Annotated in this window: 10 protein-coding genes; 5 read left to right on the top strand and 5 right to left on the bottom strand. The window is 64.6% G+C overall.

Annotated features, from left to right (window positions below):
* Positions 1-58: 58 nt before the first annotated feature.
* The gene (locus BBSC_RS04865) at positions 59-796 is read right to left on the bottom strand and encodes a uracil-DNA glycosylase (RefSeq protein ID WP_033519831.1); all 738 of its coding nucleotides are present in this window, start codon (positions 794-796) and stop codon (positions 59-61) included.
* Between the two features lie 110 nt (positions 797-906).
* Between BBSC_RS04865 and BBSC_RS04870 the strand changes: the two genes are divergently transcribed.
* The 5 genes from BBSC_RS04870 to BBSC_RS04890 all read left to right on the top strand — a co-directional run bounded on the left by BBSC_RS04870 (position 907) and on the right by BBSC_RS04890 (position 6,162).
* Positions 907-1,617: a LytR C-terminal domain-containing protein gene (locus tag BBSC_RS04870; RefSeq protein WP_033519832.1), complete on the top strand. Its 711-nt coding sequence runs from the start codon at positions 907-909 to the stop codon at positions 1,615-1,617.
* 165 nt (positions 1,618-1,782) lie between these two features.
* Entirely contained in the window at positions 1,783-1,986 is a 204-nt protein-coding gene (locus tag BBSC_RS04875; RefSeq protein WP_033519833.1) for a cold-shock protein, read from the top strand.
* A gap of 251 nt (positions 1,987-2,237) precedes the next feature.
* Positions 2,238-3,860: a chaperonin GroEL gene (gene groL / locus BBSC_RS04880; protein ID WP_033519834.1), complete on the top strand. Its 1,623-nt coding sequence runs from the start codon at positions 2,238-2,240 to the stop codon at positions 3,858-3,860.
* Positions 3,861-4,147: 287 nt separating this feature from the next.
* Positions 4,148-4,609: a hypothetical protein gene (locus tag BBSC_RS04885; RefSeq protein ID WP_033519835.1), complete on the top strand. Its 462-nt coding sequence runs from the start codon at positions 4,148-4,150 to the stop codon at positions 4,607-4,609.
* The gene (locus BBSC_RS04890) at positions 4,606-6,162 is read left to right on the top strand and encodes a serine/threonine-protein kinase (protein WP_033519836.1); all 1,557 of its coding nucleotides are present in this window, start codon (positions 4,606-4,608) and stop codon (positions 6,160-6,162) included. Before BBSC_RS04885 ends, BBSC_RS04890 begins: the two co-directional genes overlap by 4 nt.
* Positions 6,163-6,212: 50 nt before the next feature.
* On the opposite strand, the gene BBSC_RS04895 is transcribed toward BBSC_RS04890, so the two are convergent.
* From BBSC_RS04895 to BBSC_RS04910, 4 genes are read right to left on the bottom strand one after another with little or no spacing between them, the layout of a single operon-like run.
* On the bottom strand, positions 6,213-9,005 hold the full coding sequence (locus BBSC_RS04895) for a DUF3825 domain-containing protein (RefSeq protein ID WP_156102366.1): 2,793 nt from the start codon (positions 9,003-9,005) through the stop codon (positions 6,213-6,215).
* A gap of 39 nt (positions 9,006-9,044) precedes the next feature.
* Positions 9,045-9,998 (bottom strand): hypothetical protein, encoded by a 954-nt coding sequence (locus tag BBSC_RS04900; protein ID WP_033519839.1) that lies wholly within the window; start codon positions 9,996-9,998, stop codon positions 9,045-9,047.
* A 4-nt stretch (positions 9,999-10,002) separates the two neighbouring features.
* Positions 10,003-11,598 carry a hypothetical protein gene (locus BBSC_RS04905; RefSeq protein ID WP_034535406.1) on the bottom strand — a complete coding sequence of 532 codons (1,596 nt, stop codon included), beginning with the start codon at positions 11,596-11,598 and terminating at the stop codon, positions 10,003-10,005.
* The gene (locus BBSC_RS04910) at positions 11,595-12,485 is read right to left on the bottom strand and encodes a serine/threonine-protein kinase (RefSeq protein ID WP_033519889.1); all 891 of its coding nucleotides are present in this window, start codon (positions 12,483-12,485) and stop codon (positions 11,595-11,597) included. The genes BBSC_RS04905 and BBSC_RS04910 overlap by 4 nt, the downstream gene beginning before the upstream one ends.
* Between the last annotated feature and the right edge of the window lie 5 nt (positions 12,486-12,490).

The raw sequence follows: 12,490 nt of genomic DNA on the forward strand, positions 1-12,490 counted from the left end.
ACCTTTCCTTGGCTATTGGGCCCCTGTGGCGGGGCGGTGCGGTTCTCTCACGACTGCATTACATGGTAGCGGCTTGCGCTGCCGGATCGGCCGCCGGCAGCGACCAGTCCACCGGTTGCACGCCCGCGGCGACCAGCGCCGCATTGGCCCGGGAGAACGGTTTCGACCCGAAGAAGCCGCGTGAGGCGGACAGCGGGCTCGGATGTGGAGATTTGATGATGAATGCGTTGGTCAGCAGCGGTTCGAGGCTCTGCGCGTTTCGCCCCCAGAGAATGGCGATCAGCGGCCTGGGACGGCCCTGCTCGTCGACGCGCGCGTTGAGCGCGCGTATCGCGGCCTCGGTGATCGGCTCCCAGCCCTTGCCCTGATGGCTGTTCGGCCGGCCTACGCCCACGGTCAGGCACCTGTTGAGCAGCATGACGCCCTGCCGGGTCCACGGGGTCAGGTCGCCGTTGGCCGGCACCGGCACGCCGAGGTCGCTGACCAGCTCCTTATAGATGTTGATCAGGCTTTTCGGCAGCGGCCGGACGTCGGGCGCCACGCAGAAGCTCAGGCCGACCGGGTGCCCCGGGGTCGGGTAGGGGTCCTGCCCGACGATGAGCACCTTGATCGAGTCGAAGGGGATGGTGAAGGCCCGCAGGATGTTGCGGCTGGCCGGCAGATAGCGGCGGCCGGCGGCCAGCTCGCCGCGCAGGAAGTCGCCCATGCGGTGGATGTCGGGTTCGACGGGGGCCAGCGCCTCGGCCCAGCCCGCCTCGACGAGTTCGGATAATGGTTTGACGTGAGTGGTATCCATGGATACCACTGTAGGAGAGTGTGCATATACAGTGCACGCCGCGTGCCGCTCCCCGGCTTTGGGGAGAGGGGACGGTTAGACTCTTTCATAGATGTGACGGAAGGGCTGGTATGGCGAAGCAAGACAAGGCAACCTACGATTCGTATGCTCCGGACGCGTTTGACAATCCGCCGATCGGGCCGGTCGGCGTCCACCGCGGCCCGCGTTCCGCGGGGGCCCGCATGGCGCCGTACCTGTGCGTGCTGCTGGTCGCTCTGCTCGTGGGCGTGCTGACCTGGGGGTTGACCACCGGCGAATTCGCGAAGATCCTCAACCTGCCAGGTTCGACGCAGAGCTCGCAGTCGTCCGACACGAAGTCCTCCGACTCGAAGCAGTCTGGAGACGCCGCGTCCGGCGATGCGGCGAACGGCACGGACTCCAATTCCTCCGATTCGGCCAACTCGTCCGACTCGAACCAGCAGGGAAGCTCGTCCGACTCGAACCAGACCGACGGCACGCAGGCCGACCAGTCCCAGCAGCAGACCGATCAGCAGCAGGCCGACCAGAACGCCCAGCCCAACAAGGCCACCGCGGTGCGCGTCGTGAACGCGACGGGTGTCTCCGGATACGCCGCGCAGCAGGCCGGCGTGCTGAACGGAGCCGGCTACACGAGCGTCGAGGCGGCGAATCCGACGGGCACGCTGCCGTCCGCTTCGGTGGTGTGGTACCAGAACGACGCCGACAAGGCGACCGCTCAGGATGTGGCCACCACGCTCGGCATCGCCGACGTGCAGCAGACGTCGGGGCTCGACGTTCCCGTCGTCGCCATTCTAATGAACTGAATTTCCGGCGCGAAACGCCGATAACGTTAACTTTTCGGGGATATCCCCGTAAAGTCCCGTATGCCACTACAATGGTAAAGAGTCGCGAGGCAGGGGGATGCGATTGGGTTGTGTGTGTTCTTCCGCTAGTATTGCGGCACCGAATTTCTCAAGGAGAGAATGGTTATGGCACACGGAACCGTGAAATTCTTCAGCCCGGGCAAGGGATATGGATTCATCAATCCGGATGACGGTGGTGAGGACGTGTTCGTTCATTATTCGGCGATTCACGCCGATGGGTTTAAGACGTTCAACGAGGGGGACAAGGTCGAGTATGAAGCCGAGCATGGCCCGAAGGGCATGCAGGCTACCAAGGTAGTCAAGCTGTAGAGACTGCGTTGGGAGCGATCCCTCGGGGCTCCGGATCACGAGATCCGGGGCCCTTTTTGCGTTTCCGAACCCGTTTTTTCATGCCAACAGCGCAATCGCCATGCCCGCGGTTGGCACTCGGGCCCCGAGAGTGCTAATCTCCCAATTAGCACTCGGGGGTTGGGAGTGATAACCGGCAGCTGACGGCCGGCGCCATTCGCGGCCCGCGACGTGGAACCAATACCGTGAAGCCATTTGGAGGAATTGCAACCATGGCAAAGATCATTGCGTATGACGAGGAAGCTCGTCAGGGAATGCTTGCGGGCCTCGACAAGCTCGCCGACACCGTCAAGGTCACGCTGGGCCCGAAGGGCCGCAACGTCGTGCTTGACAAGACGTATGGCGCTCCCACCATCACCAACGATGGCGTGTCCATCGCCAAGGAGATCGACCTCGAGGATCCGTACGAGCGCATCGGCGCCGAGCTGGTCAAGGAAGTCGCCAAGAAGACCGACGACGTCGCCGGCGACGGCACCACCACCGCGACCGTGCTGGCCCAGGCCCTCGTGCACGAAGGCCTGAAGAACGTGGCCGCCGGCTCCAACCCGATCGCGCTGCGCCGCGGCATCGAGAAGGCTTCCGAGACCATCGTCAAGGAACTGATCGCCGCCGCCAAGGACGTGGAGACCAAGGATCAGATTGCCGCGACCGCCACCATCTCCGCCGCCGATCCCGAGGTCGGCGAGAAGATCGCCGAGGCCTTGGACAAGGTCGGCCAGGACGGCGTCGTGACCGTCGAGGACAACAACCGCTTCGGCCTGGACCTCGAGTTCACCGAGGGCATGCGCTTCGACAAGGGCTACATCGCCCCGTACTTCGTGACCAACGCCGACGACCAGACCGCCGTGCTCGAGGATCCGTACATCCTGCTCACCTCCGGCAAGGTCTCCTCGCAGCAGGACATCGTGCACGTGGCCGAGCTGGTCATGAAGACCGGCAAGCCGCTGCTGATCATCGCCGAGGACGTCGACGGCGAGGCGCTGCCGACCCTGATCCTGAACAACATCCGCGGCACCTTCAAGTCCTGCGCCGTCAAGGCCCCGGGCTTCGGCGACCGCCGCAAGGCCATGCTGCAGGATATGGCCATCCTGACCGGCGCTCAGGTCGTCTCCGACGAGCTGGGCCTCAAGCTCGAGTCCGTTGACGCCTCCGTGCTCGGCCACGCGAAGAAGGTCATCGTCTCCAAGGACGAGACCACCATCGTGCAGGGTGCCGGCTCCAAGGAGGACATCGACGCCCGCGTGGCCCAGATCCGCGCCGAGATCGAGAACACCGACTCCGACTACGACCGCGAGAAGCTGCAGGAGCGCCTGGCCAAGCTGGCCGGTGGCGTGGCCGTCATCAAGGTCGGCGCCGCCACCGAGGTCGAGGCCAAGGAGCGCAAGCACCGCATCGAGGACGCCGTGCGCAACGCCAAGGCCGCCATTGAGGAAGGCCTGCTGCCCGGTGGTGGCGTGGCCCTCGTCCAAGCTGCCGCCAAGGCCGAGAAGGACGTCAAGCTCGAGGGCGACGAGGCTACTGGTGCCGCGATCGTCTTCCGCGCCATCGAGGCCCCGATCAAGCAGATCGCCGAGAACGCCGGCCTGTCCGGTGACGTGGTCATCGACAAGGTCCGTTCCCTGCCCGACGGCCAGGGCCTGAACGCCGCGACCAACGAGTACGAGGATCTGCTCGCCGCCGGCGTCACCGACCCGGTCAAGGTGACCCGCTCCGCCCTGCAGAACGCCGCTTCCATCGCCGGCCTGTTCCTGACCACCGAAGCCGTGGTCGCCAACAAGCCGGAGCCGCCGGCAGCCGCTCCGGCCGCTGGCGCCGGCGCCGACATGGGCTACTGATTCGCCCGTCGCGCTGAACGCTGACTGAATGTTCGGGCGCTTGCCGTCCGGGCATCCGACGCATCGCGAGGCCCCCGATCCGTTTGCCGCGGATCGGGGGCCTCGCTGCGTCACGGGCATGATCCGGCGCATGGTAACGAAGCCTCCGTGCGCCGCCCCAGTCGGTGCGGCATAATAGTGCGGATACGGGGGGGGGGATGATCGGGTCCAATCGCGTTGTATCATAAGTGATACCAGACAGTGCTGTGATGATCTGTACGGTATTGGGAGTGAGGGAAAGGCAGTGGATGGGCGTGCGTAGGCATGGCGCCGGGCAGGGGGCATGGTCCCTGTCCCCGGTGGTGGTGGGCGATGCGGCCCATGCCGAGGCGTTGCTCGGCGTGCTGCGCGATTCCCGCCGCCGCGTGCCCGTGCTGCTGATCTCCAGCAGGGACGGCGATGTCCGCCGGTTCCTCGACGCCGATATGCTGGCGGGCTTCCTGGACGGTCTGGTGTCGGTATGCATCGTGGACGACACGATGGGGCGCCCGCTGAAGGATCGGGTGCCGAAGAACGTGCGGCTGCACGGGGACGCGTGCCGGGTGATCTCGCCTGGCGCGATCTCGCCCGAGGCGGACTACCCGGTGTTCATCCGCAATACGCGCGTATCGCGCTCCCTGCTGACGGTCATGATCGTCAGCGAGGTGCTGGGCTATTACACGGCGGAGATCCGGCGTATCATCGAGCATGAAGGGATGGAACGGCCATGAAGCAGGATGGCAGATTGAGCGGGTTCGACGTGACGATGATGTCGCTCGACAGGCGCCTCGGCTCCGGCAGCATGGGCGAGGTGTTCGAGGGACATCGGCACCGGCTGCTGGATGTGTTGGCGGGCGATGATCCGACCAGTTATACGGTCAAGTTCCTCTCCAACGAAGGCAGCGAGGAAAGCAGGCAGCGGATGGAACGCGAGGCGGACATCCTGTCGCGCATATCGAACCGGCACATTCCCCGGCTGCGGTACTACGGCCGATATAGGGCCGGCATGCGGTCTGGCGACCAATTGTACGACGGACGTGTCTGCATCATCATGGACTACGTGCCCGGCGAGACGCTGGCCTCAAGGATCAGGGAATACGGCCAATACGATCCGCTGCCGGCCCTGGAGATCACGGTCGGCGTGCTGGAGGCCCTGGCCGGCGCCCACCGTGCCGGCGTGAAACACCGCGACATCAAGCCGTCCAACATCATTGTCGAGGGCGGGCGGTATCTGAGCGATCCGAGGCAGGTGCACGTCATCGACTTCGGCGTGGCGGTCGACGGGATCTCGCCGTCGCTGACGGCCACCGGCAGCACTATCGGGTCATTCGTTTACATGTCCCCGGAGCGGTGCCGGGGGAATTCGGCGAAACCTTCCGATGATCTGTATGCGCTGGGCATCGTGCTGTTCGACATGCTCACCGGCACGCTGCCCTTCCCGCGGGAGCAGCATGCGGGCGTGATCACGGCCCAGCGCGTGGAACAGCTGCTCCACGAGCGGAGCCTGCGGACGCCGAAGCCCAGCGACGTGCGGATCGATGGCTCCATCCCCGAGGAGCTCGACCGCATCTGCCTCAAGGCGATGAACATGGATGAGTCGCAGCGCTACCAGAATTGCGCCGATTTCATGAAGGACGTGCTCGACTGCATCCAGATGCTGCACAGGAGCGCGGGGACCCAGCGGATGGCGGTCGCCTCCGACACGGACAGCAATGGCACGCAGATGATCAACGACCTGGGAACCGTGAGCATGGACGCGGCGGACGAGTCCGTCGGCGCGACGGCGATCCAGCCCGTCGCGGACGGCGACTTGTCGGTCGCGGCTTGGTCTCAGGATGATGGGGATGGCGATACCGGGGTGACGCTCGGCATGGATATCGCGCATTTGATCGACGGGCTCGGCTCCGCCGTGGCCGCGCGTGATCTCAAGCGGTGCCGCAATCAGGTCGACACGATGATCGACTCCTTCCGATCCGACGGGGTCGCCGATGCGGCCGACGCGCTGTTCCGCCGCGTCGAGCGCATGGATGAGCCCGGATTCGACCCGTTCTCGCTGGTCACCGGGTACGACATCGTCGTTCTGGGCGCCGACGGGCCGGTGACCGAGAATCAGGCGGACGCCTTCGCCGAGCTGTCCGGCCTGGACCGGTCCGTCGCGGGCGAGCGTCTGGCCTTCGCCCCGCTGACGGTGCATTCGTTCCAGCATGCGCCCCTCGGACTGCGCGAGGCGGTCGACATGCGCGTCGGCCTGTCCCGCGTCGGCATCGACTCCCTGATCCAGTAGCGCGTTAGGTTTGGCTCAGCCTCATAGAGGGGAGCCAACACAAACGAAACTCACTGCGCGGGGGCGCTGGCCGCCGCGGGGTCATCGGCCGGCGATCGGAAGATCTGGGTGAGCCACGGCGCACTGACCGGGCCGACGATGCGGGCGGCTTCGTACGCGTAGCTCAGCGTGAATATCGTGGTGATATTGGTGCTGACCTTGCCATCGTCGTCGGTCTGCTGGTTCACCACCAGCACACGCCGGTTCCGCGGATTGTCGCCCCGCAGACCAAGGGAGATGGGCAGCATGAAATTGATGGCATCGTCCTGCTGCCGGTAGGCGGGAACCACCGTCCTGCCCGCGGCGGCATCGCGGGCTGCGCGGAGCTGGCGTTCCTCGAACCGGGCCCTCAGTCGGTCCTGCAGATCCGGGCTCCTGCCGATCAGGGTCTGGGCCTCGTGGGAGAACTTCTCGCACTCGTCCACCCCGTGAGGCAGCTTCGGCCATGATTCCTGTATCGACGGCTCGTCCCTGGTCACATCCCACAGGAACTCCACGGGGAAGCGGAAGAGCCGTTCCTGGAAGATGTGCTGGCCGTTGAGAATGGACCGGTTCGGGTCGGTCAGGGACTGGTAGTCGAAGGTCGGCACGTCGTAGGTGACCTCTTCCGGCAGCATGTTGAAACGATCAAGGACCTTTTTGACGCTGCGCGAGTACATGCCTGACATGCTGCCGCTCTGGGTGGCGAAATCGACGAGCTTCCACTGGGGGCGGTAGTCGCCGTGCTTGTCTTTATTGCGCTCGAAACAGGCGATGATGGGCTGCTTGCCGACGCGCGTGTACAGGCCGGTATTGAACGCCGCCAGCCAGCGATCGCCGTCACGGCTGATCAGCAGCTTGTTCTCGCGCTTGGCCCGGCACAGGGTCGATGAAAGGTAACCATCCAGAATGTTGTAGACCTTCTTGTTGTCCTTCCGGTCAAGCTGCCAGTGCTCCGGCAGGGCGTACTCGGCCAGGCGACTGAGTGCCTCGACCTTTTTCCCCGATCGATGGGTCTTGTTGTCGTACAGGCCGATCCGGGCGAAATGATCCAATTGGCGCACGGGAGTGGGGTACATGTCGCCATCGTTTACGGCGGCGAGTTCCCATGACGGTGACGTGCCATCCGCCGTCCGCTTGATGAACCCGATGCGGTAGCGGGAATCGCGCATGTCGGGGCTGTCGATGGGGAACGCGACGCGCTGCTCCTTGTCGAGATACAGCGCCCGCGAGGCGCATGCTCCGGACCACGCCGACGCGAGCATCGACGGGGCCGGGGTCGCCGGAACCAGGCAACGCTGCAATTCGGCGACCACGGCAGGCGTCAATCGTACCTCGGACAGCAGGGCATCCTGACCGGGAACCTTGTCGTATTGGTCGTCGGGCAGGGGGCTCAGATGGAGCTGCTTGAGCTGCTTGTCGTCCCATTGCTCGATCAGGCTGCCCTTGCCGCGGTACAGGGCCGGGTTCCACGGCAAGCGCACCAACGTCGAAGGATCGGGGGCCGGGGCCGGCGTTGGTGCCGGAGCGGAAACCGGTTTGGTCTTGGTGGCCGGTGCCAATGCGGGAGCTGGTGCTGATACCGGCGTAGATGCCGGTGCCTGGGTTGGTGCCGGAGTGGATGCGGGCTTGGGGGTTGGAGCCGGCGCCGGAGCCTGAGCTGGTGTGGCGTCAGTCGTGAGATCGGGCTTGCCGCGATACCGATCCGTGCCCGTTGCATCGGCGTCGTATATCAGTATGGATGATTGACCGGCGTCGTCGCGCACGATGATGCCCGAATCCGGCCGGGCGGCCATCACGTCCAGCCATGCCAGCCGTGCGGGAAGCGTGGTCGGAGGGCGAACGCCGTTGCGGGACAGCGCATCCATAACCGTATCGAGGGGAATCGGCCCCGTCAGGTCGACCTGCGCCTTGCGCAGGATCTCGACCAGCCTGTCGCGGGTCGGCGGATCGTCCGGCTTTCGGGGAGCGGGCTTCGGCGTTGGCTTCGGCTTCGGCGGAACAGGGGCGGGCTTCGATTTCGGAGCCGGTGTCGCCGGAGTGGGTTTTGGTGCAGGAGCAGGCGTCTGCGTCGGTTTCGACGCGACCGGCTGCTTCGGTTTCGGCGGAACGGAAGCCGAAACCGGCTTCTGCGTTGGCGCCGTCGAAGTTGACTTCGGGGTGGACTTCAGCTTTTGCGTCGGTGCTGTCGAAGCTGGCTTCGGGGTGGACACGGGTTTCGGCGCAGCCGTCTGGCCTCCGGCCTGTTGCGTAGCGTGTGCTGTCGTGCCGGTCGTGTCCTGGGTGGCGCGGCCCGTAGGCGTTGTGTTCCTCACGACGCGATCGGGCTGCTGCTTCGGCTTGATACGCAGCACGAGCTCGCTCAGAGCTTTCCGCCAAGTGGATGCGCCGGTGCTCAGACCGAAGGTTCCGATCGGTATTCCAGCGTCGCGCAACTGTTGTTTGTAAGCCAGCTGGTCCTCCAGCTCCTGCTCCGTGGTCAGACCGCTGTGCGCGGCCGTCTTTGCGTTCGACGAGGACTCGTAGTAGAAGAACGCCCCGCAGACCACGCCAGCGGCCGAGGCCTTGTCCAGCACGTGAGCCGCGGCCGACTGCGTGAACGGTTCGCCTTCGCGGTCGGCGCGCATGCCGAACATGGCCAGAACGATGTCCGCGCCGGTGACGTCCTCGGACGGCGCTATCACGCGCAGCATCGGTATGCTCGGTGTGCGTGTGCGATTCCACAGCGCTATCGGGTCTCTCAGGGGATCGGCAAAATAGTTGGCCATGTCCGGCGTGCTGATGATGGCGACGTTCAGTGTGGCGGGTAGTGATGGGTGTTCCATGATGTGTCCTCGATGGGTGATCTATGGTTTGCAGGTATCCTATACGGATGCGGCGCAGACGGGGCATGTGCCGTAGGGGGCGTCGCCATCCTTGAATATGCGGTTGCCGCAGGATCCGCACGCGATGATATGCGTGCGCAGGCGGCCGATCAGATGCTCCCAGTCCGGTGCGTATTGCCGGGGTATGCCGCCGAACCGCAGGGACTTGCCGGTGTCGGCCAGGGGAGCGAAGGCGTCGCGTACGAACCGGGGTATGGCGTCCCAGGTCGGTCCGGAAGCTTTGCCGTTGCGAAGATCCCCCGCCGGGTCCGCCGACGCGCACCGGGGTAGGGCGGCCCAGCCGGAGACGAACAGGAGCAGCAGACAGTTCGCCAGCACGTAGCGCAGCATCGCATCGTGCATGGCCTCGTCACCGTCGGTCAGGGTCGGCAGCTGCCAATGTGGCGGGCTGACCGCATCCATCAGGGACGGCCGGGCACCGGATGGCACCATGTCGGCCACACTGACCTTTCCGGTCGATGGGTCGATCGCGGCTCGGCGGTTTCCGGGCGTGTCGAGTATGTTGGGCATGCGGCTCAGTTCCAAGGCGGCGGTGACCAGGGCATCCGGGGAATCGAAGCGCCGGGGCAGTTGCACCAGGTCGCCCAGCGTTCCGGACCGGTCCGGCTGGAAGGGCTCGGTGACGCAACCGAATCCGCCGTTCGGCGCCACGCGGGTCAGATCTCTCGGGTGCAGGCCGAAGCGGGAGGTCGCCTCGCGCGTGGCCCGTTCGATGTTGCGGTATGCGACGCGGCGTTCCTGGGGAGCATGGATAACCGACGACCGGAACAACGTCAGGCCAACCTGCTCACCGTCCTCGGTACGGGCGGCGGCATGCCACGCGCGTTCGTCCTCGCCGAGAACGCCGAGCACCCGCACCGACGAGCGGTGCGCCTTCATGCCGGTATTGCGCAGGACCACCTGCGTGCCGGGTTGCAGAATCGTTATACTCATGCGTTCACCTCATCAGGATTTGGGCTAGGATCGGCAGTCCGATAGCGATGCCGAAGACTGCGATACCGCCGAGGATGACATGGGCCAAGTCGTTGCCACGATAGGTCAGACCAGACACGGCCAGAGCGACCAGCACGTAGAGGATCGCCACGATGAGCAGCAGCAGTACGCCGACCCACCACTCGCGCGTGAAGATGAGATGCCCGTACAACTCCATGAGCCCATACTGCGCCGTATTGTCCGCGGCGGTACTCCACATCAGCATCGACCGTGTCAGGATAACGGGAGGCAGTCCGGCCATGCAGATCACCGCCCACGAGATGGCGCCGGTCAAACCCATGCGGATACGCTTGCGCCGAAGACTTGTGGCCGAAATACGGTACGGCGTGGCTTGACGGCCGAACCAAGGCCGTAACAGGATGCCGAGTGTGAGGAATACGAGTAGGGCCGGGCCGACGAGAATCTGGATATCGATCGTATGATTCATCACCGTGAGTTCCCGTATATTGCCGGCCACCAGATACAGGGCATCCGCGGCCAGCACCGTCGTGACTCGGGACCAGGTGTGCCGGGGCAATCCGGTGATGACCAGCAGCATCAGATTGAGGAAGGCGGCGGTCAGGATTGCCGGGAACGGCTCGCCGCTCACTGCCCCCATCAGCGGGTTGAGGAATCCCGGCCATGAGCTGATGCCCAGTTCGGTCAGATGCTGCACACCCAGTGCGGCTGTCAGAGCCAATAGGCTGAAGATCGCCAGCAGGGCCGCTACGGTGTTGCTGGGCGGCTGCTTCGCAACGGCGGTTGACTGCTTGCGGGATGCCGCCGGCTTGATGGGGGAGACGTGCGGCCGGCGGATCGTGGACGATGCGGATGCCGCCGCGGACGGTGACGTTGTGGATCGTCGCGCGGCGTTTGCCGACGGGACCTTCGGGGTGACGCCAAGCACCTGTGCGGCATCATCGCGAGACATGCCCAGCAGCTCCTGCAGCTGATTCATGCTGGTCTGCAGTGCCTCGGCCTGGGCTTTGGCTTTGGCTGCATCGGAATCGGGCCGGGAAGAAGGCGGTGCGGTCGGCTGCGATGGCTGTACGCTGTATGCGGTGTAGGCGAACTGCTGTGCGGACGAGTCGTCGGTCGTCGGTGCGGACGTTGTGGTGTCGGTTAGTTGTTTGATTGGTCCGGGTATGGCGTTGATCGCCGTGTCGGCCTGTGGGTGGGTCTTGTGGCACAGTGACAGGATGGTCACGGGGATGTCGTCCGAGTCGTCGCCCAGCAGCAGGCGGTTTTGGGCGACGACGTACCATATGGCCTGGCATTCGGGTGCGGCCGGGTGGCTGCCGTCGTACATGCGTTGCGGTGTGGCCAGTTGTTCGGGGGACAGTCGGTTCCAGTCGCTGAAGAAGATGCTTGCCGGCGCCCCGGAGATGATCGTATGCGCCGTGCTGTTGGTGATGTAGAGCGCGGTGATGAGGTCCTTGGGGGCTAGGGTGGTGCGGATCAGTTCCTCGAAGCGTTGTTTGACGGACGGCGAGTCCAAGTCCTGGGGGTCATCGAACAACACCACCCACACGGACGACACCGTGCTAGCAACCACACTCATGCGCGCGCCTCGTGCCTGATGAACGAGGTGAACAGCTCGGACAGTTCCTTCATTGCCGGACGATCCGCCGGGGACTCCGACAACGCCGCGAGCAGCGCATCGGCGATCCGTGGATTGAGACGATCGCTGATATGCCGGTGAAGCGCATAGCGCTCACCGGGCTTTTCATAGTACCGGTTGGCGCTCGCCTCGTCCCCGGGTTCGTCGTCGAACAGGCGCAGGATGATCAGGGCTGCCTTGTACACGTCCGTGGCCTTCGTCTGCATGGCGGCGCGTGCTTGATCATGCGCATTTGCATAGCTGTCGACGGCCGTGTCGTCCGAGATTTCGATGCTGTGCTCGGGGGGAATGAAATTCGGACTGTCATTTTGCGGCGCCGGCGGCAGGGAATGCTCGAAGCGATAGGTTTCCACCTCGATCAGGCGCGGCAGGCATTCCTTCGGTTGGCGTTCGGGAACGGGCACATAGGCGAGGACATTGGTATCGCTGATATCGCCGACGACCAGTCCCAGCGCGTGGATAAAGGTATAGTATTGCAGCAGATTCGTGGCAAAGGTGATTCGGCCCTTGTCAGTGAAGGGGATACGCGGCGAACCCATGGTCATGAGCGTGTGCTCGTCCTGCAGCCAGGTGGTCAGCTGCCCGCAGGTGATGCATTCACGGGATTGCCACACCTCGTTGACGGCCGGCTGCTTGTTGCGCTGCATGTTCATGTCCCTCATCAGGAATCCCGTACAGTCCGCCCCTTTGCGGACGGTGACGATGGGCCATGCGCACAGCAGATCCAGATACCCTCGCATCTTGGGGTCGAGCTCGTCATACAGATCGATCAGATGCTGGAGATGGCAGACAGCAGTAGGAAGCTGCCGCTTGTAATGCTTGTACATGATAT

The organism is Bifidobacterium scardovii JCM 12489 = DSM 13734 (genome assembly GCF_001042635.1).
GTDB classification, from domain to species: Bacteria; Actinomycetota; Actinomycetes; order Actinomycetales; family Bifidobacteriaceae; genus Bifidobacterium; species Bifidobacterium scardovii.